The sequence below is a fragment of the Streptomyces sp. NPDC002566 genome (assembly GCF_042889585.1).
Taxonomy (GTDB): Bacteria; Actinomycetota; Actinomycetes; order Streptomycetales; family Streptomycetaceae; genus Streptomyces.
In genome coordinates this window covers 64,808-91,266 of record NZ_JBIARD010000001.1, presented here as the reverse complement: position 1 = coordinate 91,266, position 26,459 = coordinate 64,808, and the positions used below count along the sequence as shown (strand labels likewise).

Below are 26,459 nucleotides of genomic sequence, written 5' to 3'. Positions count from 1 at the left end.
CCCGGCTCCCAGGGGAACCGGGCCTTCGGCGTCGCTGTGACGTCGACGCCGGCCGGGCGGCGTCGGTCGCCGTTTAGTCGAGGTAGTCGCGCAGCACCTGCGAGCGCGACGGGTGGCGCAGCTTCGACATGGTCTTGGACTCGATCTGGCGGATGCGCTCGCGCGTGACGCCGTACACCTTGCCGATCTCGTCGAGGGTCTTCGGCTGACCGTCGGTGAGACCGAAGCGCATGGAGACGACGCCGGCCTCGCGCTCGGAGAGGGTGTCGAGGACGGAGTGCAGCTGCTCCTGGAGGAGCGTGAAGCTGACCGCGTCGGCCGGGACGACGGCCTCGGAGTCCTCGATGAGGTCGCCGAACTCGCTGTCGCCGTCCTCACCCAGCGGGGTGTGGAGCGAGATGGGCTCACGGCCGTACTTCTGGACCTCGATGACCTTCTCCGGGGTCATGTCGAGTTCCTTGGCCAGCTCCTCCGGGGTGGGCTCGCGGCCCAGGTCCTGGAGCATCTGGCGCTGCACGCGCGCGAGCTTGTTGATGACCTCGACCATGTGCACCGGGATGCGGATGGTGCGGGCCTGGTCGGCCATGGCTCGGGTGATCGCCTGACGGATCCACCACGTGGCGTACGTGGAGAACTTGTAGCCCTTGGTGTAGTCGAACTTCTCGACCGCGCGGATCAGACCGAGGTTGCCCTCCTGGATGAGGTCCAGGAAGAGCATGCCGCGACCGGTGTAGCGCTTGGCCAGGGAGACCACCAGACGGAGGTTGGCCTCCAGGAGGTGGTTCTTGGCGCGGCGGCCGTCCTCGGCGATGATCTCCAGCTCGCGCTTGAGCTTGGGAGCGAGCTTGTCGGCGTTGGCGAGCTTGTCCTCGGCGAACAGGCCGGCCTCGATGCGCTTGGCGAGCTCGACCTCCTGCTCGGCGTTGAGCAGCGGGACCTTGCCGATCTGCTTGAGGTAGTCCTTGACCGGGTCGGCGGTGGCGCCGGCCGCGGCGACCTGCTGCGCGGGCGCGTCGTCCTCGTCCTCGTCGGAGAGGACGAAGCCGGCGTTCTCGGTGCCCTCGGGCTCGTCGCCGGCCTTGGGGGCGGCTTCCTCGAGGACCTCTTCCTCGATGAGCTCGACGTCGTCCTTCTTGGCGGCGGTCTTCTTGGCCGCCGTCTTCTTGGCGGGGGCGGCCTTCTTCGCGACCGTCTTCTTGGCGGTGGTCTTCTTGGCGGCCGCCTTCCTCGCGGGGGCGGCTTCCTCGGCGGGGTCGTCCACAGCGGGCGCGGCCGGGGCGGCCGGGGCTCCGGCGGTGGCCTTCCTGGTGGTCACCGTCTTCGCCGCGACCGTCTTGGTGGCGGTGCGCTTGGCCGGACTCTTCGCTGCGACGCTCTTTCGGGTGCGCTTGGGCTCCGCGGCACTGACCATCAGCGTCACACCCTCTTCCTCGAGGATCTGGTTGAGGCTGCGCAGTACGTTCTTCCACTGAGTGGCCGGAATCTGGTCAGCTTCGAAGGCCCGACGCACATCGTCGCCGGCGATCTGCCCCTCAGCCTTTCCCCGCTCAATGAGCGCCATGACAGAGACGGACTCGGCGATCTCCGGCGGGAGCGTACGGGATGTGCTGGCCGACACGAACAACCTCTCGGAACGTTGGAAAACGGCTTCCGGCCCCGTCCACTGCGGACAGGAGCCGACCACCGGCCTCGGGGACGGGCCGACGGTGCGGGCGGGGGGCCGGGAAGATGCACAGCGCCTTGTACGGCGTCCGTATTCCCTCCGCGGCTGTCACCTCTTAGGTCATCGCGTTGTTTCCATGAGCGTTACGCCTAATCTTCGTGGCCCGAGTCACACCGCGTAAGCGCTCAAAAACGGTCAGACACGGGCACATAAGGTCACCCGCGACGTCTACCCACGCGACCGCCGCCCAACCGGCCTCCTCGCGCCGTCGGACCCCGCGGTCCCGGAGGCGGGCACTGCGGGGTCCGACGGACGGGGCGGGGCGCCGGCCGGGGAGAGGGGCCGGGAGACGACGGGACACCAGACCCCGACCACACCGCCCGCGGGGCGGGTGCGGTCAGTGCTCGCGCGGCGCCGGCACGACTCGCTCGACCTCGGGGTGGACGGTGAGGAGCTGGCGCATGGCCACCTCGGCGCCGGTCCCGTCGCCCGCGGCGAGGGCGTCGACGATTCTGCCGTGGTGCGACAGGGACGCCTCGTTCGGCCGGTCACAGCCGGTGACCGGTCCGCCGGAGACCTGGAGGGCGGCCGACACGATCCCGGAAAGGTGCTCCAGCATGCGGTTGCCCGCGATCTGGATGAGCAGGGAGTGGAACTCGGCGTCGGCACGGGAGTAGGTGAGCGCGTCGCCCTGACCCATGGCGTGCCCCATGATCTCGACCATGTCGGACAGCCGCCGCTGGACGTCCTCGCGCCCGTGCCCCGCGGCGAGGCGGGCGGCGAGCGGCTCGATCGTCCAGCGCAGCTCGGTCAGCTCGCGCCGCTGGTCGTCGCGCTGCGGACCGAAGGCCCGCCATTCGATGATGTCGGGGTCGAGGAGGTTCCAGTCGCTCACGGGACGCACGCGCGTGCCGACGTTCGGCCGGGCGCTGACCAGGCCCTTGGCCTCCAGGACGCGGAGCGACTCACGGACGACGGTGCGGGACACCTCGAAACGCTGGCCGATCTCCTCCGGCACGAGCGGGCGGTCGGCGCCCAGGTCACCGGAGACGATCATCTGGCCGAGCTGCTGGACGAGTTGGCCGTGCAGCCCGCGGCCGCGGCTGCCCGCGGCACGCCGGCCCACACGGCCCAGCTCGGGGTCCGCGCCCTCCCAGACGGGAGCTCCGACGCGCTCGGTGACGGGCGGCTCGGCATAGGGGTAGCGGTCGAGTTCGCCCGGGCCGGCCAGACCGGAGTCGGCGGAGCGGGCGGCGGTCATCATGGTGTGCGCAAGGGTACTCACGGATCCTTTGTCGGCGCTGCCTCCAACTGCCTTGAGGGCTTTGGTGAAAAGCACACGAAAGGGTGATCGCTCACCCCGTCGGAATTGACGCCTTATCGGAAAGAAATGGGCTTTCTGTGGGGAAGTTGCGCACATGTCGGGATCGGGTGCGCACGGTCCGCGGTCATCGCGCGCGGCTCCGCACGGTCGTGAGCAGGTAGGCGCCGAGCAGGCAGGTCAGCGACAACGCCAGTGCGCCGCCGAAGGGTTGACCGATCACGCGGACCACCGCGGCGAGGTAGCGCTCGCCTCCGAAGGGCCACTGGAGCAGGAACACCTCGCGCATCCGCACCGAGAGCCCGGCCGCCGTCCGCACGGACACGCCGTGGACGACCTTGTGTACGACGGGTACGACGACCACCGGCACGGCCGCCACCGCGGCGAGCCCGGCCGTGGTGGAGCGGAAGACGCCGGCCGCCAGGACGCCGGCCCAGGCGCAGCCGACCACGAGTCCGATCCAGCTCACGCTCAACTGGGCCCAGTCCGCGGGAACCTGCGCGTGCTCCCGCCCGTAGAGGAGGTAGAGCACCTCGGCGTCGCAGCCCACGGTGAGGAAGGCCAGCGCCAGCGCGGTGAACGCGGCGACGGCCAGCTTCGCGGTGAGCATGCCCAGCCTGCGCGGGACGGTGCCGCGGTCGGCGGCCAGCGCGGGGTAGCGGAACTCGTCGCCGAAGGCGAGCGCCCCGAGCAGTCCCGCGCCGAGCGCGGCGGGGGGCAGCGGCAGTTCGACGGGCCAGGCGGCCAGCAGACGCGCCTGAGAGGTGTGACCGGCGCGCGCCAGGAACACGGCGGTGACGGCGGAGAGGACGAGCACGACGGCGCCGGTGACGAACCCCGTGCCGACGCCGGCGGCCCGGCGGAGTTCGTAGCGGAGGGGGCGAAGGGGGCTGGGGGCGGGGCGCACGGAGATGGGGGGCGGCAAGGTGACACCGCGGCCGCCGGGGTGGCGGCGGGCGGCCCTTCTCGGGGGGTGCTGCGCCGGGGGGTGGGTGGGGCGGTGAGCGGAGTTGGGTGAGCGGCCGGTGGTGCTGGTGACGGTGTCGGGCGCGATGGGGGTGCCGGGAGCGTTGGGGGGCGTTGCGGCAGGCGGTTCGTCGGGCGACGCGCCGGACGGTCGGGTTGCCGCCGGGACGTCGGCGGCCGGCACGGCGACCAGGGAACGGCCTGGGGCACTCGTGGCGGCCTCAGGACGGGCGTCAGCGCGGGCGTCGGGGCTCTCGTCGGCCGGGGCGGTGGTCTCGGCGGGGGCCGAGGCACGTGCGGAAGGGGCATCGGACGACGGGCGAGCGAGGGCTTCGGCGGTTGCTGTGACGGCGGTGTCGGCGATCGGGGCGTCGGCCGGGACGCCTTCGACTGAGACGTCGGCCGGGTCGGCGGCCGAAACGCCTGAGGCTGAGGCGTCGGGTCGGGCCGCGGACTGGGCGGCTGTGGTCGCGGCGCCGGCCGAATCGTCTGCGGGGCGGGTGTGGGCGGTCGACGGAGTCGCCGGCCGGGGCGGGGCCGGCAGAAGTTCGGCGAGCTCCGGGTCGGTCACTCCGGCTCCTGGGCCCATGTCGCCCACTTCGTCCGCGAGTTGATGGACGAGAACGCCGTGCCGGAAGGCAGTGTCGCCGACGGCGGCGCAGGTACTGCCGTACACCGACAGCCGGTTGCCGTCCTCCTGGACCACCTCGACGGAACGGTGTCCGGTGCGGGCCTCCTTGGTCAGGAGGGCGGCGAGACGGGCCGCGTGGGGGCTGCGTACGGCGACGCGTGGACGCAGCCGGGTACGGGCGAAGTCGCCCACCTCCTGGTCGGCGACGAGCCGGCCCTCGTCCAGCGTGACGACCCGGTCGGCGATGCGGATGGCCTCCTTGGGGTCGGTCGTGGTCGACAGGACCGTGCCGCCGTGGTCGGCGTGGGCGCGCAGCATGCCGTGCAGCCAACGGCTTTCGCGCTCGGAGAGCCCCTCGGCGGGCTCGTCGAGCACGAGGCTGTGCGGGTCGGCGAGGAGCGCGCAGGCGAGTCCGAGGCGACGGTCCATGCCCCGGGAGAGGGTGCCGAGTCGTTCCTCCCGGAGGCTGACCAGCCCGACCGCTTCCAGGACTTCGTCGGCCCGCCGGGCAGGGACGCCGGCGGCCGCGCACAGCATGCGCAGATGACCGCGGACGGTGCGGCCGGGATGCCCGGGCACGTCGCCCAGCAGGACGCCGACCTCGCGTGCGGGGTGAGCGACGCGGTGCAGAGGCCGGCCTCTGAAGTAGGTGATGCCACAGCCCTGTTGGAGTTCGAGCATGAGTCTCAGCGCCGTGGTCTTCCCCGCGCCCGGCGTGCCGAGCAGAACGGTGACGCGCCCCGAGCGCGCCTCGAAGGACACGTCGTCGAGGGCGGGCGGGAGCTCCTTGCGCGGTTCGCTGGTCAGTCCGAAAGCCTGGATCACCCGTAGCAAGATAGCGCGTTATGTCCGTTTTCTTCGGTGCGACTCCCGTTTCACACCTCGGGCCGCAGCATCGGCGGATTGAGCAGGGTCGCACCGCCGGCGCGGAAGAGTTGGGCGGGACGGCCACCCTGCCGTGTGGTGGTGCCGCCCGTCGGCACCAGGAAGCCCGGGGTGCCGGTCACCTTGCGGTGGAAGTTGCGCGGGTCCAGGGACACCCCCCACACCGCCTCGTAGACGCGGCGCAGTTCCCCGACGGTGAACTCGGGGGGACAGAACGCCGTGGCGAGCGAGGAGTACTCGATCTTGGAGCGGGCGCGTTCCACTCCGTCCGCGAGGATCCGGGCGTGGTCGAAGGCGAGCGGCGCGACCGGTTCGCCGTCCCGGCCGTGACCGCCCTGCTGGAGCAGTTCCTCGACCGGCGCCCAGCGGGCGTTGCTGGCGTCGCCGCCGGCTCTGGGAGCCGGCAGGTCGGGGGCGAGCGCGAGGTGGGCGACGCTGACGACGCGCATTCTGGGATCGCGGTCGGGGTCGCCGTAGGTGGCGAGCTGTTCCAGGTGGGCGCCGTGATCCTGGGCGGGGGCGGAGGGATCGTGCGCGTGCAGCCCGGTCTCCTCGACCAGCTCGCGTGCCGCGGCCTGGGAGAGGTTCTCGTCGGCCCGTACGAAGCCGCCGGGGAGAGCCCACCGGCCCTGGAACGGCGGCTCGCCCCTGCGGACCGCCAGAGCGCACAGGGCATGGCGGCGCACGGTCAGTACGACCAGGTCCACGGTGACGGCGAAGGGCGGGAACGCTGACGGGTCGTAGGGCATGCGGCGATCATAGTCGTCTTCCTGACGATAAACAGGCCACGCTCCCCATTTGCAGTCCGTCGGGCGCTTCCTCGACGCGGGCGGTTCCGGCCGTCAGGGCGGGTGTGTCCCCTGGTCTGCTCGCGCGCTCACCCCGTGCCCTCCGGGCAGTTGTCGCGCCGCCGGGCGGCCTTGCCCAGGGGGCGTGGGCGCGGACGTGCAGCGGGGCGCCCTGGGGCGGGGCGATCCGAACCCGGGCGATCCGTGCTCGGGCGTTGCGAAGCCGGGCGTTGCGAGGCCGGGCGTTGCGCGGCCGCACGCTCCGAGGAGGCGGGGCGGGGTCGGCGGCGTCGGCGGTCGGGCCGGGGGCCGCTCTGCGGGTCCTCCCCGCCCTCGGGGCCGTCGTCTTCCGGTGCGGTCCGCTCGGCGCGCTCCTGCCGTTCGGTGCGCAGGAAGCTTCGTACGGACTCGGGGTCGAGACCCTCGTTGCAGGCCTGGTGCAGAAGCCGGGCGAAGAGGTAGCCGGGGTCGGCGCCGAGAGCCATGGCGAGGGCCTCCCGGGCTTCGAGTTCGTCGCCGGCGGACCAGGCGACCCAGCCCGCGAGGGTGAGGGGCGCCGCCGCGTGCTCGCCGTAGGGTCCGACGCAGCGGCGGGCGAGGGCGCGCCAGAGACGCAGTGCGGGGGCCGCTTCGTCGCCCTCCATCCACTGCGCGGCACGGTCCCGGGTGGTGCGGTCCTGGAGGCCCAGAATCAGCGCGGCCGCCTCGTCGGCGGAGAGCAGCCGGTCGTCCCGCCGGTCCGCTTCCAGGGCGTCCGCCACCGGAGGAGCCGCCGCCAGACGGCTCATGATCAGCTCGGCCAGCTCGATCGTCTCGTCGGCCACGATCGCGCGGTTGTCGTCCTCGACGATCCTGGGCACCAGCGCCATGCTCGCGGTGTCGAGCGCGACCTCCTGTTCCAGCGCCGCGCCCGTCTCCAGCGGGAGCAGCCGGGCCCGCAGCTCGCGCAGGGTGCCCCGGACCTGGATGCCGGCGTAGGTGGCCGCGGCGGCCACCACGGACGTGCCCGGGAGGCCCATCGTGGCACCCTCGGGCGGGCAGCAGCCCTTGCCGCTGCAGCAGTACGACCAGAAGCGGCCGTCGGAGATGCACAGTGCCTCGATCACGGGGACGTCCAGGTCCCCGCACTCTTCGCGCAGCCGCTGGGCCAGCGGACGCAGCCGCTCCATGATCTCGCGCCCCGTCTCGCCGTCGCCCGGCTCCTGACAGAGGTAGGCGACCATCTGCGCGGGCCGGGTTCCGCGGCGTTCGCTGCCCCGTACGAGGCCCTGCGCCAACTGGCGTGCCGCGGCCCGCCAGTCGTCCGGGTTGGGTGGGATGCCCAGGCGGGCCCGGCCACCGAACCTGCCCCGCCCGCCCCGGTCGTGCAGGGCGACCAGGACGATGCTGTCCTCGGGCCGGTAGCCGAGCAGGTACGGGATGGCGTCGGCGAGTTCGGCCGGGGTGCGCAGGGTCACGTGGTGGGGTGCGACGGTGCCCCCGTCGCCCATCGGGCCTCCGTGGAACGGGACATGGCTTCCGGTCGTTTCGCTGTGATTCGTCATGCCCAGACGATCTCGCGGATCGCGATCCTCCGCTTCGACCTGTGGATAACTCCGGTCAGGGCCACGTCACAACGGTCCCGCACCTGCCCCTGTGCGCGACGGCCTTCGGCCGGACGTTCAGCGGGCGGTGCTCCCGCTGTCGGCGGCGTCGGCGCGGGCCTGGTCGTCGATGCGTCGCTTGGCGTCCTTCCAGTCGATCGGCAGCCGCTCGACCGGCGTCTCCCAGAAGGTGAACGTCGACTCGCGCATCGTGGAGCGCAGCCCGGCCATGATGCTCTTGTGGGGTTCCGCCCGCGCGTACGCATACAGGGCGTCGCGGTCCTCCCATGCCGACAGCGTGAAGAACACACCCTTGGCTAGCTGGGCCTCCAGCGAGGCCCCGAGGGCGCCGGGCGCCTTGCGGACCTGGCCCCACGCCGACAGGGACTTGAGGAAGAAGCGCGGCACGTCCTTCAGGGATCGCACCTCGAACCGAGAGGCCATCACGAAGGCGGTGGTGTGGGGCCGGGCCGGGTTCGGCTTCACCCAGGGAAGAGTGGGCACGGTAGTCTCGCCTCCACAGTTGGTGAGTGACACTATCCATATTAGAGAGTGACGCTTCCCAATGGCAGGGGAAGGAACGGAAAACCTGTGCGCATCTCAGAGCTGAGTCGTCGCAGCGGTGTGCCCACCGCGACGATCAAGTACTACCTGCGAGAGGGCCTGCTGCCGCCCGGTCGTGCGACCGCCGCCACGCAGGCGGAGTACGACGAGCACCATGTGCGCAGACTGCGGCTGATCCGCGCCCTGATCGGGGTGCGGGGACTGTCCGTCAGCGCGGCCCGCCATGTGCTGGACGCCGTCGCCGGGAGCCCGACCGACATGCACTCGCTGCTCGGCCTCGTCTTCGGACTGTCGCCCACCGGGAAACCCGGCGAGGAGAGCGCCGAAAAGAGCGCCGACGAGGACTCCACCGACCCGGGCGGCTCCGAAGCCGGCTCGCTGCTGGCCGAATTGGGCTGGGACGTCACCGAGCACAACCCGGCCCGGCACGTCATCGACCAGACACTTGAGACGCTGCGCTCCCTGGGCGTGGACTACCACTGGCAGTCGCTCCTGCCCTACGCACGGCTCGCGGAACAGACCGCCGTCCTCGACCTGGACCAGTTGCAGGAGCCGTCGGACCCGCTCGAGAAGGCCGAGCGCGCGGTGCTCCTGACGTTCCTCCTGGAACCCGCGCTGCTCGCACTGCGCCGGCTCGCCCAGGAAGCCGAGTCCCACACCAGGTACGGCAAGCCCGAACCGCGCGAGTGAAAGGCACTCAACCACACCCGTTGGCTTCCCATGTCACTCGCGCGGACGTCGACGCTCAGGCCCCTCACGACACCGCCAGGGTCACTCCAGCGGCCGCTCAGCCCGCGGTGGCCAGGACCAGCGGCAGTACCGGTCCGCTGCCCGCCCGGCGCAGCAGGCGCGCGGCGACGGCGAGGGTCCAGCCCGAGTCCGTGCAGTCGTCGACGAGCAACACTGGTCCGGGGGCGAGGGTCAGCGCACGCGACAGTTCCTCGGAGACGGCGAAGGCATCGGTCAGCGCCCGCAGCCGCTGGGCGGAGTTGCTGCGCCGCGCCGCGTGCGCGCCGTCCGGTCCGACGTGGCTCAGGGTGCCCAGGAAGGGCAGGCGGCCGACCCTCGCGATGCCCTCGGCGAGGGAGCCGACGAGTTGCGGGCGGGACAGCGACGGCACGGCGACGACGCCGACCGGCCGGGCGGAGGCGTCCGGGCCCCCCGACGCCCATCCTCCCGGGGAGCGCGCCCAGTCGGCGAGGACCGCCACCGCGGCCCGCAGGACGTCGTCGGGGACCGGTCCGTCCGGCGCGTTCTCCGCCAGCAGCGGGCGCAGCCGGTTGCCCCAGCCGATGTCGGAGAGCCGGCCCAGGGCCCGCCCGGTGGAACACTGCTCGCCCGCCGGGATGCGCCCCTTGAGGTCGACACCCAGGGCGGGCATGCCCGTGGGCCACATCCGGCGCGGCTCGACCTCCACTCCCGGACGGTCCAGCTCCTTCACCGCCCCCGTGAGCGCGTCGGCGGACACGGCGGCGTCGGCCCAGGCACCCGCGCAGGTGTCGCACCGCCCGCACGGGGCCGCGCCCTCGTCGTCCAACTGCCGGCGCAGGAACTCCATGCGGCACCCGGTCGTGCTCACGTAGTCCCGCATGGCCTGCCGCTCGGCCGCCCGCTGTTCGGCGACCCAGGCGTAGCGCTCCGTGTCGTAGACCCACGGCTCGCCGGTGGAGACCCATCCGCCCTTGACCCTCGTGACCGCGCCGTCCACGTCGAGGACCTTGAGCATGGTTTCCAGGCGGGTGCGCCGCAGGTCGACCAGGGCCTCCAGGGCCGGCACGGACAGCGGCCGGCCCGCGTCGGCGAGGGCCGAGAGGGTCTGGCGGACCTGTGCCTCGGGCGGGAAGGCGGTGTCGGCGAAGTAGCGCCAGATGGCCTCGTCCTCCTTGCCGGGCAGCAGCAGCACGTCCGCGTGGGCCACACCGCGCCCCGCACGCCCCACCTGCTGGTAGTAGGCGATCGGCGAGGAGGGTGAGCCGAGGTGCACCACGAAGCCCAGGTCCGGCTTGTCGAAGCCCATCCCGAGCGCCGACGTCGCCACCAGCGCCTTCACGCGGTTCCCCAGCAGGTCCGCCTCCGCCTGCAGCCGGTCCGCGTTCTCCGTGCGTCCCGTGTACGACGCCACCCGGAAGCCGCGCTGCCGCAGGAACGCGGTGGCCTCCTCCGCCGCCGCCACCGTCAGCGCGTAGACGATTCCCGAGCCCGGCAGCTCGTCCAGGTGCTCGGCGAGCCAGGCCAGCCGGTGCGCCGCGTCCGGCAGGCGCACCACCCCGAGCCGCAGGCTCTCGCGCTCCAGCGGGCCGCGCAGCACCAGGGCCTCGCCCGCGCCGGTGCCCAACTGCTCGGCCACGTCTGCCGTGACCCGCGCATTGGCCGTCGCCGTCGTCGCCAGCACCGGCACCCCGGGGGCCAGCTCGGCGAGCATCGCGCGCAGCCGGCGGTAGTCCGGGCGGAAGTCGTGCCCCCAGTCGGAGATGCAGTGCGCCTCGTCGACGACCAGCAGCCCGGTCGTCGCCGCGAGCTTGGGCAGCATGTGATCGCGGAAGTCCACGGAGTTCAGCCGCTCGGGACTCACCAGGAGCACGTCGGTCTCGCCCCGCTCGACCTCCTCGTGGATGGCGTCCCACTCCTCCGGATTGGCCGAGTTGATCGTCCGCGCCCGGATGCCGGCCCGCGCCGCCGACTCGACCTGGTTGCGCATCAGCGCCAGCAGCGGCGAGACGATCACGGTCGGTCCGCCACCGCGTCGGCGCAGCAGCGCTGTGGCGACGAAGTACACCGCGGACTTGCCCCAGCCGGTGCGCTGCACCACCAGGGCGCGCCGCCGCTCCCGCACCAGTGCGTCCACCGCCTGCCACTGGTCCTCCCGCAACCGCGCCTCCCCGGGGGAGGCGCCGACGAGGTCGGCGAGGATGGCATCGGCTTCGGCGCGCAGCTCCGTAACGTCCATGCCCCCATGCAACCCGACGCCACGGACAATCGGCCACTTCTCCCGACTACCGTGCGCAACCGGCCGGGTGCTCTCACGGCTCCCCCGCACCACCTTCCAGCGGCCGGACCGGGGGAAACTCACCTCCCACTGGGGGTTAACAGAGCGTGTACGGCGGGCACACGCGTCACGGCGCATCTCATTGGGTAGGGATATATGACTCGCACCGCCGCATAACGGTCGGTGGCCCCAATTGCTCGTTGCCGCATCCAAGTTCGACAGGAAGAATTGAGTTCCGCTCCCCGCACGGTTCGTCCGTGGTCCGGCAGGGCCCTGCTGCGGTGTGCGCTCCCCCCGAATCCGACCCGCCCCCTGTGTGGGCCGTAGCCGAAGGGAGGCTCGTGACCTTCGGATTCGCTCCGTCCTCGGCGGCATCATCGTCATCCTCCACGTCCGCCGCTTCCGCCAATCGCTTGCTCGAGCCTGCCGAGTGGGCCGCGGCGGGGATTCCGCTGCTGCGCAACCCGCGCGAGGTCGTCAGCGGGCTGCACGCGCGGCACCGGCCCCGGCCGGCCACCGCGGTCGTGGCCGTGCTCGATCCGGACGAACGGTTGCTGGCCAGCGCCTCGTTCACCCGCCGCCAGGCTCCCGCCGACGGCTGGATGTTCCGCAACGCGCTGCTTTCGCAGCTGCGCCGGGTCATCCCGCACGACCTGCGCCGCCGCACCCCGGTCCGCACCGCCGTGCTGCTTTACTGCCGTGACGGCGACGCCCGCTGGACGGAGGAGGACGGCGCGTGGATGTGGGGCCTGCGTGACGCCTGCACACTGCACGGTCTGCGCTGCGGCTCGTACATCACGCTGACCCGGGACGGCTGGCAGGTCCTCGGCGAGGGCCGCGGCGGCCGCCGCCCCAACGCGGACTCCTCTCCGGAGCCCTTCGCCCTGTCCGAGGCACCGCCTCCGCTGCCCCGCACAGGCGGGGCCGCCTCGGAGGTTCTGCGCCGCGCCGCCGCCCGCTGAGCGCAGACGCCGGCGCGATCCGGACGCAACACGGGCGCCGCGCCCCCGTACGAAGCAGCCACCCCGTCCCCGGAAGGCCGACCGTTGTCACGGCCACCTTCCGGGCAGAGGGGACAGCTTGCTCAGCACGATCGCCTCGCGGCGGAACGCAAACCCGTTGCCCGCGCCCGGTGCCCACCGCCGCACAGCACTGTGCACGGCGCTGCTCACGGCAACCCCACACGACCTACCGCCGACCCGGCGGACCGGACGGAACCACTTGGTCACCTACGCGGCTGCCCGAGTCGCCCGCGACCGGACGCCGCGCCCCGTCCACCGGCTGAAACATGATCCCCCGTCAACCGGTCGCGCTTGGTTGCGCCTTGGAGGCAGCCGCGACCGCGACGCCTCCTCCGCCCCGCTTGCGCACCCCGGTGTTCACACCCGGGGTGGCCGCAACCGGCTCGCCTCAGACGCCCGCGCCCAGCACGGCGTTGATCTGCTGCGGGTCACCGCAGACGATCAGCAGCGTGCCGGCCCGCTTGTGGGCGAGGGGCAGAGCGGTGGCGGCCACGGTGTCGGGACCGCCGTTGACGGCGACCACGACGACGGGCCGCACGGCGGCGCGGTCCACAGCGGCGGCAGCGGCGTAGAAGACGTCGTCTCCCGCGTCCTGCTGCGCCCAGTAGGACGCCTCGCCGAAGCTCAGCTCGTGGGCCGCCCAGGGGTGCTGCTCGCCGGTGGTGAGCACGAGCACCTCACCCGGGGCCCGCCCCGAGTCCAGGAGCAGGTCCACGGCCTCCTCGGCGGCGTCCAGTGCACCTTCGGCCGAGGCCGGGATGAGCTGGATCTGAGGAGTCGCCGGGGCGGCCGGCGGAGCGGCGTGGGCGGCCGGGGCCGAGGGCCCGGGCTTGGCGGCGTCACGCTGCGCGCGCTGCGCGGGCGGCGTGGGCCGGACGGGACCAGGACGTCCCGGACGCGACGGAGCCGCGGGACGGGGACCAGGTACGGGTCGAGGGGTCGGCGCGGTGCGGCCGCTGGCCGGAGTGGCGCGGGGACCCTGGGCACTCTCGTGAATCTGAGGCTCCTCGGGAATGAGAGGCATGGGCTGTTGTCTATCAAACGTTGGTGCGGCTCGCGCCAGCAGGTGGCACATCAGTGCGAGCGGAATCGTCAGAAGTCGAAGCCGAGCTGACCCTCGATCTCCGGAACGCTTCCGTCCGCCCAGCTGCGGGTCTTCTTGAGGTGCCGCCACTGGGGCAGCGCATCAAGATACGCCCACGACAAACGGTGGTGCGGGGTGGGTCCCCGTTCCGCCAGTGCGGCCTTGTGCACGGGTGACGGATACCCGGCATTGTCCGCAAAGCCGAAGTCTGCATGGTCGATGCCCAGTTCGGCCATCATTTTGTCGCGCCGAACCTTGGCGATCACCGATGCCGCCGCGACCGCGACGCACGACCGGTCCCCCTTGATGACGGTGCGGACCTTCCACGGGGTGCCGAGGTAGTCGTGCTTCCCGTCGAGGATCACCGCGTCGGGGCGTATCGGCAGAGCGTCCAGTGCGCGCACCGCGGCGAGCCGCAGCGCGGCCGTCATCCCGAGGTCGTCTATCTCCTCCGGAGAGGCGTGACCCAGGGCGTAGGACGTGACCCACTCCTCCAAGGCCACGACGAGTTCGTTGCGGCGCTTGACGGAGAGGAGCTTGGAGTCGGTGAGGCCGACGGGCGGCCGGCGCAGTCCGGTGACCGCCGCGCAGACGGTGACGGGTCCGGCCCAGGCACCGCGACCCACCTCGTCGACACCGGCAATGACCTTCGCCCCGGTCGTGGCGCGAAGGGAGCGCTCGACGGTGTGAGTGGGTGGTTCGTACGGCATGGCGACCTTAGGGTACGCCGCCTGGATCCCCTCGCGACACCCCGGTTTCCCCACACGCGGGTGGAAGGCGGCGGGAGCCCTCCCCAAATCACCCCAACTCCCCTACAGGTCATCACAGTTGCCCAGCCGATCACACCCCGGCCACCACCCTCGGTCCGCCCACCGAAGGGACGCCGGGGAGGCAGTCGCCCGGCCTCCCCCGCGGCGATCGCCCCGACGGCGGAGCGAGTTGGCGGACCCGCCGCCGACCGCCCGCGTTCCGCGACGGTCTGACCCCTTACCGGCCGCCACCGGGAGTCCCCGAACAGAACGAACACCACCGCACCCCACAGCGCCCGCAACAACAGCACCGACCGCATGACCATCCCCCGACACTCCGCATCACTTCACACCGCCTCGGACACCACCGCCGGTGCGGCACTCGCCGCGCACACAGCGGATACTCGAAGAACGGGCGCCGGTCACTCAGAGTTCCCATTGAACACGGAGAGTTTTCGCCTATCCGGTCCGAGGCGTCCATCCGGGCAGTTGCTCCACCTGCTCCACCCAAGCGCCGGGAGGGGCCCCGGCCTTGTCCGACGCCAGCACACCGCCCACGATGGCGCAGGTCGTGTCCACGTCCCCGCCCACCTGGGCCGTCGTCCAGAACCCGTTCTCGTAGTCGCCGAGAGCGCGGGCGGCGGACCACAGCGCGAAGGGCACGGTGTCGTGCGCCGTCGTGCGCCGGCCGCAGCCCAGAACGGCCGCCACGGTGCTCGCGTCGCCGTAGTCGAGCATGTCGCGGGCCCGCCGCAGACCGGCGCCGACGGCGCTCTTGGGGACGAGGGCGATGACGCCGTCGAGGAGGGCCTCGGGAGCAGGCGGGCCGCCCGGAGCGCCGACCAGCGCGGCCGCCGCGGCGACCGCCATGGCCCCGACCACGGCCTCCCGGTGCTGGTGCGTGGGGTAGGCGGAGATCTCCGCCTGATGGGTGGCCTGTTCGGGATCGTCGGCGTACCAGGCGCCCAGCGGGGCGATCCGCATGGCGGCGCCGTTGCCCCAGGAGCCCTGTCCGTTGAAGAGGGCGGCGGACAGCTCACGCCAGTCGCCGCCCTCCCGGACCAGCCGGAGGAGTCGGTTGACGGCGGGGCCGTAGCCGCGGTCGAAGTCGTGGTGCTCGGCGAACGAGCGGGCCAGCGCGTCCTGGTCGATACGGTGGTGGCCGGCCAGCACGGCGACCACGGAACAGGCCATCTCCGTGTCGTCCGTCCACTGCCAGGGACCGGGCGGCAGTTCCCGGCGCTTGAGCAGCGGATAGTTCACCGGCACGAAGAACTGCGAGCCCAGTGCGTCCCCCACCGCGAGCCCGCGCAGGGAGGCCAGAGCGCGCTCCAGGCGCCCCTCATAAAAGAAGTCAACGGTCATCGCTCTGCCACTCTAATTCGTCACCGCAAAATCGTCACCGAAGAATCCGCCACCACCAGCGCAACTCCACCGGTCCGGCCCTCCCACTCAGCCCAGGTCAGCGCAAGCCGAAACAAGATCCGAAGCGCCGCTTCGCGGGGGTCCGCGACTGCGGCGACATGTCGAGCCCGAGAGCCGCCCCGTACCCGACGACGCTGTCCTCGGGACCGTTCGCGAATCGCTTCATCAAGCGTTGCACCGGCCATATGACGGCCCCTTCAGGCAGCCGGATCTTGACGTTGATCTCGCCTTCCGGATCGCCGTCGTCCGCCTCCCAGCTGCCGCCGAGAGCGCGCCGCACCGTCTCACCCACATAGCAGCCCAGGGCGAACAGTCGAGATCCCAGGCCGGTGGCGAGGAGCCCGCCCTCGACCGCCGTTCCCGCGTCGCTGTGGTCGATCATGAACTGTTCGACGTCGCGCAGACTGGCGGGCGACAAGTCGGCGCGGTAGCCCGAACTCTTGAGCGCTCGCGCGACCCATCGCGCGCTCGCGTCCACATCCTCAAGCAGAGTGGCCACCGGTACCGTCCTCGCGCCAAGTAAAGCCGTCAGCAGGGGCCGGGGGCGGCCCCTGGGAGCGTCTATCCGGAGATCCCGTACGGCTCCGGGTCTCGCCAGCGGTCGAACGGGCGGTTCAGGGTGTATTTGCCGTCGTCTCCGAGAACGAGCATCCGCATCTCGGCGTTCCCGGGGTTCGACAGTGACTCGAACTCGGCGACGGTCCAGTGGAACCAGCGCATGCAGAACAGACGCATGGCGAGGCCGTGGGTCACGATCAGGACGTTCGGCGGGTGGTCGGGGTCCTCGAAGCTGCGGAACAGGCTCTCCAGGAAGCCGCCGACCCGGTCGTACACGTCGGCCCCGCTCTCCCCCTGCGCGAACCGGTAGAAGAAGTGCCCGTAGGCGTCGCGATAGGCCTTCTGCAGACGGACGTCGTCGCGGTCCTGCCAGTTGCCCCAGTCCTGCTCCCGCAGCCGTGGCTCCTCACGCACCCTTATGTGGTCGGGGTCGAGGTGGAAAGCCTTGAGGGTCTCGTGCGTGCGTCTGTAGGGCGACACGTACACGCTGACGCGCTCGCGGCCGAACAGTTCCCGCAGGGTCTCGCCCGTCTTCTCCGCCTGCCGCACACCCCGTTCGGTCAGGGCCAGAGCGTGGTCGGGTTCACGCTCGTACACGCTGTCATCAACATTGCCCGTTGACTCCCCGTGCCGGACAAGGACGATGCGCCGTGGTCGTGCCATGCCAAAACCCTAGATCGGATGGCGGCCGATCGAGCACTTGTAAGCCCTTCATACAGCGTAGGTCACACGAAGTCTGCACCGTGTGACATCGCGGAACGCTCGGGTAGGCGGCCGCGGATCAGACCGTCCAGGCCGGTTCGAGCCGCACGATGTCGCCGGTGAGTGAGGAGATGTCCGCCTCTGTCTGGGCCCGCAGCGCGAGTCGCTCGATGCGTTCGGTCCGGTACTTGCCGTGCTCGGCCTCCGAGCGCCACATCGACAGCACCAGGAACTCGTGTCCCGGCGCTTCCGCGAACAACCCGCGGATCATGCCCGGCGAACCGGCCATCGCCGGGTTCCACACCTTCTCCTGCATCAGCGTGAAGTGCTCGGCACGCTCCTCGCGCACCCTGCACAGAGCGACCCGGAGCAGGTCGGAGTCGGTGAAGCGGGGCTCGAAGCCCGTCTTCACGTCGAAGCGGTAGTCGAAAAGCCGCACCTGGGCGTCCTTGAAGGTGCCCGCCTGGGCCGTCGCGAGCCGGTCGTGGGAACGCGCCATGAAGGAGTCGTAGAAGGCGCGGCTCTCCCAGAAGGCGAAGACGTGCGCGACCGAGGGCCGCGCCCTGCTCCAGCCGCCGCCCTGCCCGCGGAACCCCGGCTCGCCCAGAAGCCCCGCCCACTTCCGCTGCCCTCGTTCGAAACCGCGGCGGTCCACCACGGTGCAGCGAATCCACTTGACCAGCACCGCGCCATGGTAAGGCCCCAGGACGTGGCGTCGGTCACGTTCGGATGTGAAGCGGCCGTGCGGGCGCTCGCACGCGCGTGGCAGGATGGACAACCGGCCCTGGTGATCAGGGAGTTCAGGGCGGCACACCCGCGACGGGGAGGGAAGTGACGGTGAACGGCCTCAACAAGGCGATCGGCAAGGTCGAGACGGCGGTGAAGTGGGACCCGAGTCCGGCGGGGGAGCCACCCACCGACCTGGACCTCGTCGCCGCGACCTACCTGAGCGAGGACCCTGAGGCGGAGCCCGCCTACGTGGTGCACTTCGACAGCCGCTCCCCCGACGGCACCATCTTCCTCAACCGGGACAGCAGGGACGGCAAGGGCTTCGGCTGGGACGAGGTCATGACGCTGGAGCTGGACCGGCTCGACGCACGGTACGTGCGCGTGGTGGTCGGCGTCGTCATCCAGCAGCGCCCCGCGCACCGCACCTTCGTCAGCGTGATCAACCCCGCCGTGCGCATCCGTGAGGGTTACACGGACCTGGCGACGGACGACTTCGGCGGCGTCCTCGGTTCGACGGCCGCGACGATCGCGGAGTTCGTACGCGTGCCCCCCGTCGGCTGGACGTTCCGCCCCGGAGTCCAGGGCTACGAGGACGACCCGGCGGACTTCAGCCGCATCATGGGCCGTACGCGACGCGCCTGAGCCCGCGCCGGGGCTGCCCGCGCCACCCCCGCGCCGGGGCTGCCCGCGCCACCTGAACCACGCGAGGGCGGTGGAGCCGCACATCGGCTCCACCGCCCTCCGCCAGGTCACTCACCCCTGGCCGGCGTGCCCGGGATCAGCTGCAGCCGCTGGTCGAGCCGCAGCCCTCGCAGATGTAGCAGGAACCGGCGCGCTGCATCTTCGTGCCGCAGGAGAAGCACAGCGGGGCGTCGGCCTGGATGCCCAGCTGCATCTCCACCAGCTCGGCGCTGGTGTGGGCCTGCGTCGGGGCGGGCTTGGCCGCCTCGGACTCGGCCTTGGGCGTGGCCACGGCCTTCAGGTCCGTCTGGCGCGGAGCCGACTGGGCCAGACCCTCGACGTCGACGTCCTCCTCGGTCGGCTCGTACGAACCGGTCTCCAGGTGACGCTGACGCTCCTCGGCGGAGTGGATGCCGAGCGCGGAGCGCGTCTCGAAGGGCAGGAAGTCGAGCGCCAGGCGGCGGAAGATGTAGTCGACGATCGACTGGGCCATCCGCACGTCCGGGTCGTCCGTCATACCGGCCGGCTCGAAGCGCATGTTGGTGAACTTCGAGACGTACGTCTCCAGCGGCACGCCGTACTGGAGGCCGACGGAGACCGCGATGGAGAAGGCGTCCATCATGCCCGCGAGAGTCGAGCCCTGCTTGGACATCTTCAGGAAGACCTCGCCGAGACCGTCGTCCGGGTAGGAGTTGGCGGTCATGTAGCCCTCGGCGCCACCGACCGTGAAGGAGGTGGTGATGCCGGGACGGCCCTTGGGGAGGCGCTTGCGGACCGGGCGGTACTCGACCACCTTCTCGACCGCGGTGCGGATCGCGTCCTCGGCCTTCTCCGTGATCTCGGCCTTCTCCTTCTCCTTGGTCTTCGCGGAGAGGGGCTGGCCGACCTTGCAGTTGTCGCGGTAGATCGCGAGCGCCTTGACGCCGAGCTTCCAGGCCTCGAAGTAGATCTCCTCGACCTCCTCGACGGTCGCCGACTCCGGCATGTTGACCGTCTTGGAGATGGCGCCGGAGATCCAGGGCTGGATCGCGGCCATCATGCGCACGTGGCCCATCGGGGAGATGGCACGCTCGCCCATGGCGCAGTCGAACACCTCGTAGTGCTCCGGCTTGAGGCCCGGGGCGTCGATCACATTGCCGTGGTCGGCGATGTGGGCGACGATCGCCTCGATCTGCTCCTCCTGGTAGCCCAGGCGGCGCAGGGCCTGCGGGACGGTGCCGTTGACGATCTGCATCGAGCCGCCGCCGACCAGCTTCTTGAACTTGACCAGGGCGAGGTCGGGCTCGACGCCGGTGGTGTCGCAGGACATCGCCAGACCGATGGTGCCGGTCGGGGCGAGCACGGACGCCTGGGAGTTGCGGAAGCCGTTCTTCTCGCCGAGGCGCAGCACGTCCTGCCAGGCCTCGGTGGCGGCCGCCCACACCGGGCTGTCGAGGTCGTCCATGCGGGTGGCGGTGCCGTTGGCGTCGGCGTGCTGCTTCATGACGCGCTTGTGGGCGTCGGCGTTGCGGGCGTAGCCGTCGTAGGGGCCGACGACCGAGGCGAGTTCGGCGGAGCGCCGGTACGACGTGCCGGTCATCAGGGAGGTGATGGCGCCGGCGAGGGCGCGGCCGCCGTCGGAGTCGTAGGCGTGGCCGGTCGCCATCAGCAGGGCGCCGAGGTTGGCGTAGCCGATGCCCAGCTGGCGGTACGCGCGGGTGTTCTCGCCGATCTTCTGGGTGGGGAAGTCCGCGAAGCAGATGGAGATGTCCATCGCGGTGATGACGAGCTCGACGACCTTCTGGAACCGCTCGGCCTCGAAGGACTGGTTGCCCTTGCCGTCGTCCTTGAGGAACTTCATCAGGTTCAGCGAGGCGAGGTTGCAGGACGTGTTGTCCAGGTGCATGTACTCGCTGCAGGGGTTCGAGCCGTTGATGCGGCCGGACTCCGGGCAGGTGTGCCAGTGATTGATCGTGTCGTCGTACTGGATGCCGGGGTCGGCGCATGCCCAGGCGGCGTCGGCCATCTTGCGGAAGAGCGACTTGGCGTCGACCTCCTCGATGACCTCGCCGGTCATGCGGGACGTCAGGCCGAACTTGCCGCCCTGCTCGACGGCCTTCATGAACGTGTCGTTCACGCGGACCGAGTTGTTGGCGTTCTGGTACTGGACGGACGTGATGTCGTCCCCGCCCAGGTCCATGTCGAAGCCCGCGTCGCGCAGGGCGCGGATCTTCTCCTCTTCCTTCACCTTGGTCTGGATGAAGTCCTCGATGTCGGGGTGGTCGACGTCGAGGATGACCATCTTGGCGGCGCGGCGGGTGGCACCGCCCGACTTGATGGTGCCGGCGGAGGCGTCGGCGCCGCGCATGAAGGAGACCGGGCCGGAGGCGTTGCCGCCGGAGGAGAGCAGTTCCTTGGAGGAACGGATCCGGGACAGGTTCAGGCCGGCACCGGACCCGCCCTTGAAGATCATGCCCTCTTCCTTGTACCAGTCGAGGATCGACTCCATGGAGTCGTCGACGGCCAGGATGAAGCAGGCGGAGACCTGCTGGGGCTGCGGGGTGCCGACGTTGAACCAGACGGGGCTGTTGAAGCTGAAGATCTGGTGCAGGAGGGCGTAGGCCAGCTCGTGTTCGAAGATCTCGGCGTCGGCAGGCGAGGCGAAGTAGCTGTAGTCCTCGCCGGCCTTCCGGTACGTCTTCACGATCCGGTCGATCAGCTGCTTGAGGCTGACCTCGCGCTGCGGGGTGCCGACGGCGCCCCGGAAGTACTTGCTGGTGACGATGTTGACCGCGTTCACCGACCAGAAGTCGGGGAACTCGACGCCACGCTGCTCGAAGTTGACCGAGCCGTCGCGCCAGTTGGTCATGACGACGTCCCGACGCTCCCACGCGACCTCGTCGTACGGGTGTACGCCGGGCGTGGTGTGGATGCGCTCGATACGCAGCCCCTTGGTGGCCTTGGCGCCCTTCGCTCGGGAACCTCGTGCCGGACCGCTCGCCGTCTCTGTCATGCCGCCTCCCTGTACAGGCAAAAACGCCCTGAAATGCCACGATGTTCCCGTGGCGCGGTGTTGTGTCTGTGATGTCGCGGGCGCCCTCGCCTGTCGCCCGTGACACGTCTTCGTCCGCCGCCGCCCGGCCGGCCCGGGGTGTCCGCCCGGTTCCGGCCCGTCGGTCAGTCGGCGGCGTGCGCGGGCTCGGGGACCTGGACGGTCCCTCCGGGTCCCGCGTCGTCTTCCCGGCTCCCCGTGACAGCGCCCTTGTCGTCCGCGCGGTCGTCGTCGTCCGCGGCGGGACGCCCCGTCTGCCTGAGTTCCGTGATCGCGGTCTCGAAGTCCTCGAGCGAGTCGAAGGCCCGGTAGACCGAGGCGAACCGCAGATAGGCGACGAGATCGAGTTCCTGCAGCGGACCGAGTATGGCCAGGCCCACGTCGTGGGTGGTCAGCTCGGCGCTTCCGGTGGCCCGCACCGCCTCCTCGACCCGCTGCCCGAGCTGGGCGAGCGCGTCCTCGGTGACCGGCCTTCCCTGGCATGCCTTGCGGACGCCGTTGATGACCTTGGTACGACTGAACGGCTCGGTGACTCCGGACCGCTTGACCACCATGAGCGAACACGTCTCCACGGTCGTGAAACGACGGGAGCAGTCAGGGCACTGGCGGCGCCTGCGGATCGACGTGCCGTCGTCGGTCGTACGACTGTCGACGACGCGGCTGTCGGGGTGCCTGCAGAAGGGGCAGTGCATGGAACTCCAACCCTCCTCACAGCAGACTCAATAGCCTCGCCGGGCCTCAGGAGCCCCGCGAAGCAGCTCCAGCATAGGCGATCCGCGACCATCCGAAGACCCGGGGGACCACAACACTTGGGCTGCTGCCGCAATCCAACCACTACATATGGGGCTTGGCCCATACGACCAGGCAGTAGCGCGTGTCGCAGCCACACGGTTTCACCGCACGCGTCCTCGCCGTCACGCGCAGCACCCGGCGACGCACAGGCACGCGCACGCGTGCACGCCCGTTTCGCGGGCGCGCTTGCGGGGATAGCGTGAGCGCCACAAGGGGGAGAGGTGGGACTCTCGGGCAGAGCCAGGCCTGATCCCCGGCCCGCGAAAGGACCGATGGCAGACTGAAGCGACACCCCCGAGGAGATGCCGTCGGCCCGGCGGTGAAGAGTACAACGGCGAGCTCGCTCAGACCTGCCGGGAAGCACGTCAGCTATACACCCAGACACATGATCAAGTCAGACAGTCCACGCTTTTTCACTCGAACGTGTGTTTGGCGCAACCTTTCGAAAGCAACTACCGTTGTCCAGCAGGGAGACAACCGAGAGGGGCCGACGTGACCACCACCGCAGACAGTGCCACCATCACTGCCCAGGACCGCTCCCAGGGCCGAATCGATCCGGTGCACGCGATGAACGAAGCCACGAATCCCGAGGGGCACAAGCGCTCCCTGCCGGGCCGACCTCCAGGCATCCGGGCGGACAGCTCGGGGCTCACCGACCGGCAGCGCCGGGTGATCGAGGTCATCAGGGATTCCGTGCAGCGGCGCGGATACCCGCCGTCCATGCGGGAGATCGGCCAGGCGGTCGGACTGTCCAGCACGTCCTCGGTCGCACACCAGCTGATGGCTCTGGAGCGCAAGGGCTTCCTGCGCCGCGACCCGCACCGCCCGCGCGCGTACGAGGTGCGCGGCTCGGACCAGGCGGCCTCCGTCCAGCCCACCGACACCGCCGGCAAGCCCGCCGCTTCCTACGTCCCGCTGGTCGGCCGGATCGCGGCCGGCGGCCCGATCCTCGCCGAGGAGTCCGTCGAGGACGTCTTCCCGCTGCCCCGGCAGCTCGTCGGCGACGGTGAGCTCTTCGTCCTGAAGGTCGTGGGCGACTCCATGATCGAGGCCGCAATCTGCGACGGCGACTGGGTCACCGTCCGCCGCCAGCCGGTCGCGGAGAACGGTGACATCGTGGCCGCCATGCTCGACGGCGAGGCGACCGTCAAGCGTTTCAAGCGCGAGGACGGCCATGTGTGGCTGCTCCCGCACAACGCGTCCTACGAGCCCATCCCCGGCGACGACGCGACCATCCTCGGCAAGGTGGTGGCCGTACTGCGCCGCGTCTGAGACGGCGGCGGACGGACGTCTCGATCCGCCTCCCTGACTGGGCCCCGGAATCCCTGCGCCGATTCCGGGGCCCTGTGCCGTTCGGGGCCCATCCCGTCAGCTCACGCCGTCGGCAGCCCCATCCCGTTCAGGCAGGTCGAACGCCGTCAGGCCCCCGCCTCCTTCGCCACCGCGTCGATCGCGGCGAGCGACTTGCGAACCTGGTTGCGGTCGGTCGTGTACCAGAAGTCGGGCATGGACGCCTTCAGATAGCTGCCGTAGCGGGCCGTCGCCAGCCGCTGGTCCAGCACGGCCACCACACCACGGTCCCCCGACGCGCGCACCAGCCGCCCCGCGCCCTGAGCCATGAGCAGCGCGGCATGCGTCGCCGCGACGGCCATGAAGCCGTTACCCCCCGCGTCCTCGACCGCCTTCTGGCGAGCGCTCATCAACGGGTCGTCCGGACGCGGGAACGGGATCTTGTCCATCACCACCAGCTGACAGCTGGGACCCGGCACGTCGACTCCCTGCCAGAGCGACAGCGTCCCGAACAGACACGTCCTCGGGTCCGCCGCGAAGTTCTTGATCAGCTCACCGAGGGTCTCCTCACCCTGGAGCAGGATCGGGAACTCGGGGATGCGCGTGCGCAGTTCCTCGGCCGCCAGTTGAGCGGCCCGCATGGAGGAGAACAGCCCGAGGGTGCGCCCGCCGGCCGCCTGGATCAGCTCCGTCAGCTCGTCCAGCATGTCCCCGCGGTCACCGTCCCGCGCGGGGCGCGCCAGGTGCTTGGCCACGTACAGGATGCCCTGCTTGCGGTAGTCGAAGGGCGAGCCCACGTCGATGCCCTTCCACGGCGGCACGTCCTCGCCTTCCGCGCCCTCCGGCGCCAGGCCCAGGGAGGCGCCCACACCGTTGAAGTCGCCGCCGAGCTTCAGTGTCGCGGAGGCCAGGACGACAGAGCGGTCCGCGAACAGCTTCTCCCTCAAAAGGCCCGACACGGACATCGGGGCGACGCGCAGAGAGGCCCCGAAGCGGTCGTGCCGCTCGTACCAGACGACGTCGTACTCGGAGCCGTTCACGATGCGCTCCGCCACGTCGTGCACGCTCTCCACGGAGGCGAGCGCCTGCTTGCGGACCGCGTCCTCGTCCTGGACGGACTTGTCACGGGTCGCGCCGATCGCGGAGATGACGGTGCGCGCGGCGTCGCGCAGAGCCATGAGCGCGTAGCCGAGATCCTCCGGAATCTCCTCCAGGCGGCCTGGCAGCGCCAGCTCCATCAGCCGCTCGAAGCCCTCGGCGGCCGTCTGCAGCTGGTCGGCGGCCTTCTCGTCGGCCAGCTTCGCCGCCCGGCGCACCGCACGGTTGACCTGGCCCGGGGTCAGCTCGCCGGTGGCCACTCCGGTGACCCGCGAGACCAGCTCGTGCGCCTCGTCGACGATCAGCACCTCGTGCTGCGGGAGGACCGGGGCGCCCTCGATGGCGTCGATCGCCAGCAGGGCGTGGTTGGTGACGACGACCTCGGACAGCTTGGCCCGCTCACGGGCCATCTCCGCGAAGCACTCGGCGCCGTAGGCGCACTTCGAGGCGCCCAGGCACTCCCGGGAGGACACCGACACCTGGCTCCAGGCGCGGTCGGAGACGCCCGGCGTCAGGTCGTCGCGGTCTCCGTCCTCCGTCTCGTCCGCCCAGTCGCGCAGCCGCAGCAGGTCCTGGCCCAGCTTGCTGGTGGGGGCGGCCGCCTCGAACTGGTCGAAGAGCCCCTCGTCCTCGTCCTGGGGCATGCCTTCGTGCAGGCGGTGCAGACACAGATAGTTCGAGCGGCCCTTGAGCATCGCGAACTCCGGCCGGCGGCGCAGCAGCGGATGCAGCGCGTCGACCGTGCGCGGCAGGTCCCGCTCCACGAGCTGGCGCTGCAGGGCCAGAGTCGCGGTCGCCACGACGACACGCTCCCCGTGCGCGAGCGCGGGCACGAGGTACCCCAGGGACTTGCCGGTGCCGGTGCCGGCTTGCACCAGCAGGTGGGTGCCGTCGTCGATCGCCTCCGCGACGGCTTCGGCCATGGTCACCTGGCCGGGGCGCTCCGTGCCGCCGACGGCGGCGACGGCGGCATGCAGGAGTTCGGGGAGTGAGGGCTTCGTCATAGCGCGACCACCCTACGGCGCGGCACTGACAAACGTGTGGTCGTGCAGGTGGACGGAGGTGCGGACGGGGACGGAATCAAGGTCGGGCGCTTCCCGGATCGAGGGGGCGGAGAGGACGGAGGAGGAAGGAGACAGAGAAGAGCGGGGAGGGGAGGGGAGGGGAGGGAACGGGTCGAGAGGGAGGGCCGAGGGGAGATGGAAGGCCCGAAACGCTCGCTCGGGCCTCCCGAAAAAAAATACGGCGGGACATCGGGCCACCGGGAACCCGGCAGCGCACCGGACCGTTCCACCTGTGACGGCGCAATCACTCAGCGTCACAGATGTAGGAGGGCGGCCGGTCTCTGATCATGAGGGCCGCCCGTTTGTCGGGGAGGTCGATCTCGGTGGAGAAGCGGAAGCCTGCGTCGAGGAAGGCGGCGATGGAGGGGGTGTTGCGGAGGTCCGGTTCGGCGATGACACGTGCGCAGGCGGGCCGCCTGTCCAGCACGAGGCCGACGACGGCCCTGAGCAGACGGCCACCGAGGCCCCGGCCGCGGTCGGCGGCGCCCCCGATGAGGAGGTGGACGCCGGTGTCGTGCGGCCGGGCGCGGTAGTGCCGGGACAAAGGGTCGAGGTCTGCCCGGTAGATCTCCCAATAACTCATCGGTGTGCCGTCCAGCACGCCGAGACAGGGAACGCTGTGCCCGTGGCCGGCCGACTGGCGGCGCAGGTGGGCCGCGGTCACGGACTCGGGTCCGGCCAGTTCCCAGAACGCGGCAACCGCGGGGTCGTTCATCCACGCGGAGATGAGGGTTAGGTCGCGCTCGGGTTGTACGGGGACGAGGCGGAAGTCACCGGCGGGGGTGACGGCAGGCCCCCAGTCGGCGATGCGGTCGAGCGGGTCCGACACGTCGAGGCGGGACATCGC

General features: G+C 71.1%; 21 protein-coding genes. 4 read left to right on the top strand and 17 right to left on the bottom strand.

Features of this window, described 5'->3' with window-relative positions; translation table 11 throughout:
• Positions 1–73 precede the first annotated feature (73 nt).
• The 6 genes from ACFYXA_RS00365 to ACFYXA_RS00340 form a co-directional block, all read right to left on the bottom strand.
• Positions 74–1,618 carry an RNA polymerase sigma factor gene (locus ACFYXA_RS00365; protein WP_352245861.1) on the bottom strand — a complete coding sequence of 515 codons (1,545 nt, stop codon included), beginning with the start codon at positions 1,616–1,618 and terminating at the stop codon, positions 74–76.
• A 442-nt stretch (positions 1,619–2,060) separates the two neighbouring features.
• Positions 2,061–2,948 (bottom strand): FadR/GntR family transcriptional regulator, encoded by an 888-nt coding sequence (locus tag ACFYXA_RS00360; RefSeq protein WP_351092000.1) that lies wholly within the window; start codon positions 2,946–2,948, stop codon positions 2,061–2,063.
• A gap of 163 nt (positions 2,949–3,111) precedes the next feature.
• Positions 3,112–5,406, bottom strand: a complete 2,295-nt coding sequence (locus tag ACFYXA_RS00355; protein ID WP_389027012.1) for an ATP-binding cassette domain-containing protein — start codon at positions 5,404–5,406, stop codon at positions 3,112–3,114.
• A gap of 50 nt (positions 5,407–5,456) precedes the next feature.
• On the bottom strand, positions 5,457–6,215 hold the full coding sequence (locus ACFYXA_RS00350; RefSeq protein ID WP_351091997.1) for an NUDIX hydrolase: 759 nt from the start codon (positions 6,213–6,215) through the stop codon (positions 5,457–5,459).
• Between the two features lie 128 nt (positions 6,216–6,343).
• The gene (locus ACFYXA_RS00345; RefSeq protein WP_389027009.1) at positions 6,344–7,798 is read right to left on the bottom strand and encodes a DUF4192 domain-containing protein; all 1,455 of its coding nucleotides are present in this window, start codon (positions 7,796–7,798) and stop codon (positions 6,344–6,346) included.
• Positions 7,799–7,915: 117 nt separating this feature from the next.
• The gene (locus tag ACFYXA_RS00340) at positions 7,916–8,341 is read right to left on the bottom strand and encodes a DUF3291 domain-containing protein (protein ID WP_389027007.1); all 426 of its coding nucleotides are present in this window, start codon (positions 8,339–8,341) and stop codon (positions 7,916–7,918) included.
• An 87-nt stretch (positions 8,342–8,428) separates the two neighbouring features.
• Here ACFYXA_RS00340 and ACFYXA_RS00335 point away from each other — a divergent pair, with 87 nt between their 5' ends.
• Positions 8,429–9,091, top strand: a complete 663-nt coding sequence (locus ACFYXA_RS00335; RefSeq protein ID WP_389027005.1) for a MerR family transcriptional regulator — start codon at positions 8,429–8,431, stop codon at positions 9,089–9,091.
• A gap of 97 nt (positions 9,092–9,188) precedes the next feature.
• Here the strand turns inward: ACFYXA_RS00335 and ACFYXA_RS00330 are convergent, their stop codons facing one another.
• Entirely contained in the window at positions 9,189–11,348 is a 2,160-nt protein-coding gene (locus ACFYXA_RS00330; protein WP_389027003.1) for a RecQ family ATP-dependent DNA helicase, read from the bottom strand.
• A gap of 380 nt (positions 11,349–11,728) precedes the next feature.
• Here ACFYXA_RS00330 and ACFYXA_RS00325 point away from each other — a divergent pair, with 380 nt between their 5' ends.
• The gene (locus tag ACFYXA_RS00325) at positions 11,729–12,349 is read left to right on the top strand and encodes a hypothetical protein (protein ID WP_352245856.1); all 621 of its coding nucleotides are present in this window, start codon (positions 11,729–11,731) and stop codon (positions 12,347–12,349) included.
• Between the two features lie 448 nt (positions 12,350–12,797).
• Here the strand turns inward: ACFYXA_RS00325 and ACFYXA_RS00320 are convergent, their stop codons facing one another.
• The 6 genes from ACFYXA_RS00320 to ACFYXA_RS00295 form a co-directional block, all read right to left on the bottom strand.
• A complete protein-coding gene (locus tag ACFYXA_RS00320; RefSeq protein ID WP_352245855.1) occupies positions 12,798–13,433 on the bottom strand; it encodes a hypothetical protein in 636 nt (211 codons plus the stop codon).
• Between the two features lie 68 nt (positions 13,434–13,501).
• Complete coding sequence (locus ACFYXA_RS00315) at positions 13,502–14,203, bottom strand: ribonuclease HII (protein WP_352245854.1); 702 nt, start codon at positions 14,201–14,203, stop codon at positions 13,502–13,504.
• A 498-nt stretch (positions 14,204–14,701) separates the two neighbouring features.
• A complete protein-coding gene (locus ACFYXA_RS00310; protein ID WP_389026999.1) occupies positions 14,702–15,607 on the bottom strand; it encodes an ADP-ribosylglycohydrolase family protein in 906 nt (301 codons plus the stop codon).
• Between the two features lie 97 nt (positions 15,608–15,704).
• Positions 15,705–16,166, bottom strand: a complete 462-nt coding sequence (locus ACFYXA_RS00305; RefSeq protein WP_389026997.1) for a hypothetical protein — start codon at positions 16,164–16,166, stop codon at positions 15,705–15,707.
• Between the two features lie 62 nt (positions 16,167–16,228).
• On the bottom strand, positions 16,229–16,888 hold the full coding sequence (locus ACFYXA_RS00300; protein ID WP_356679478.1) for a histidine phosphatase family protein: 660 nt from the start codon (positions 16,886–16,888) through the stop codon (positions 16,229–16,231).
• 118 nt (positions 16,889–17,006) lie between these two features.
• A complete protein-coding gene (locus tag ACFYXA_RS00295) occupies positions 17,007–17,612 on the bottom strand; it encodes a YdbC family protein (RefSeq protein ID WP_130438225.1) in 606 nt (201 codons plus the stop codon).
• Positions 17,613–17,689: 77 nt separating this feature from the next.
• Here ACFYXA_RS00295 and ACFYXA_RS00290 point away from each other — a divergent pair, with 77 nt between their 5' ends.
• A complete protein-coding gene (locus ACFYXA_RS00290) occupies positions 17,690–18,298 on the top strand; it encodes a TerD family protein (RefSeq protein ID WP_389026994.1) in 609 nt (202 codons plus the stop codon).
• Between the two features lie 136 nt (positions 18,299–18,434).
• Here the strand turns inward: ACFYXA_RS00290 and ACFYXA_RS00285 are convergent, their stop codons facing one another.
• Both ACFYXA_RS00285 and nrdR read right to left on the bottom strand, forming a co-directional pair.
• Positions 18,435–21,329 (bottom strand): vitamin B12-dependent ribonucleotide reductase, encoded by a 2,895-nt coding sequence (locus tag ACFYXA_RS00285; protein WP_352245849.1) that lies wholly within the window; start codon positions 21,327–21,329, stop codon positions 18,435–18,437.
• Positions 21,330–21,493: 164 nt separating this feature from the next.
• Positions 21,494–22,060 (bottom strand): transcriptional regulator NrdR, encoded by a 567-nt coding sequence (gene nrdR, locus ACFYXA_RS00280; protein WP_389026991.1) that lies wholly within the window; start codon positions 22,058–22,060, stop codon positions 21,494–21,496.
• A gap of 592 nt (positions 22,061–22,652) precedes the next feature.
• Here nrdR and lexA point away from each other — a divergent pair.
• Complete coding sequence (gene lexA / locus ACFYXA_RS00275; protein WP_130438229.1) at positions 22,653–23,432, top strand: transcriptional repressor LexA; 780 nt, start codon at positions 22,653–22,655, stop codon at positions 23,430–23,432.
• A 146-nt stretch (positions 23,433–23,578) separates the two neighbouring features.
• On the opposite strand, the gene ACFYXA_RS00270 is transcribed toward lexA, so the two are convergent.
• Both ACFYXA_RS00270 and ACFYXA_RS00265 read right to left on the bottom strand, forming a co-directional pair.
• Positions 23,579–25,552, bottom strand: a complete 1,974-nt coding sequence (locus ACFYXA_RS00270; RefSeq protein WP_389026988.1) for an ATP-dependent DNA helicase — start codon at positions 25,550–25,552, stop codon at positions 23,579–23,581.
• A 304-nt stretch (positions 25,553–25,856) separates the two neighbouring features.
• Positions 25,857–26,456 carry a GNAT family N-acetyltransferase gene (locus ACFYXA_RS00265; protein ID WP_389026986.1) on the bottom strand — a complete coding sequence of 200 codons (600 nt, stop codon included), beginning with the start codon at positions 26,454–26,456 and terminating at the stop codon, positions 25,857–25,859.
• Positions 26,457–26,459 lie beyond the last annotated feature (3 nt).

Bases quoted from the DNA above. Each gene is read 5' to 3' on its own strand.
- ACFYXA_RS00350 (WP_351091997.1), bottom strand. From the start codon at position 6,215: ATGCCCTACGACCCGTCAGCGTTCCCGCCCTTCGCCGTCACCGTGGAC.
- ACFYXA_RS00345 (WP_389027009.1), bottom strand. From the start codon at position 7,798: ATGACGAATCACAGCGAAACGACCGGAAGCCATGTCCCGTTCCACGGA.
- ACFYXA_RS00330 (WP_389027003.1), bottom strand. From the start codon at position 11,348: ATGGACGTTACGGAGCTGCGCGCCGAAGCCGATGCCATCCTCGCCGAC.
- ACFYXA_RS00320 (WP_352245855.1), bottom strand. From the start codon at position 13,433: ATGCCTCTCATTCCCGAGGAGCCTCAGATTCACGAGAGTGCCCAGGGT.
- ACFYXA_RS00315 (WP_352245854.1), bottom strand. From the start codon at position 14,203: ATGCCGTACGAACCACCCACTCACACCGTCGAGCGCTCCCTTCGCGCC.
- ACFYXA_RS00310 (WP_389026999.1), bottom strand. From the start codon at position 15,607: ATGACCGTTGACTTCTTTTATGAGGGGCGCCTGGAGCGCGCTCTGGCC.
- ACFYXA_RS00300 (WP_356679478.1), bottom strand. From the start codon at position 16,888: ATGGCACGACCACGGCGCATCGTCCTTGTCCGGCACGGGGAGTCAACG.
- ACFYXA_RS00285 (WP_352245849.1), bottom strand. From the start codon at position 21,329: ATGACAGAGACGGCGAGCGGTCCGGCACGAGGTTCCCGAGCGAAGGGC.
- nrdR (WP_389026991.1), bottom strand. From the start codon at position 22,060: ATGCACTGCCCCTTCTGCAGGCACCCCGACAGCCGCGTCGTCGACAGT.
- ACFYXA_RS00270 (WP_389026988.1), bottom strand. From the start codon at position 25,552: ATGACGAAGCCCTCACTCCCCGAACTCCTGCATGCCGCCGTCGCCGCC.
- ACFYXA_RS00265 (WP_389026986.1), bottom strand. From the start codon at position 26,456: ATGTCCCGCCTCGACGTGTCGGACCCGCTCGACCGCATCGCCGACTGG.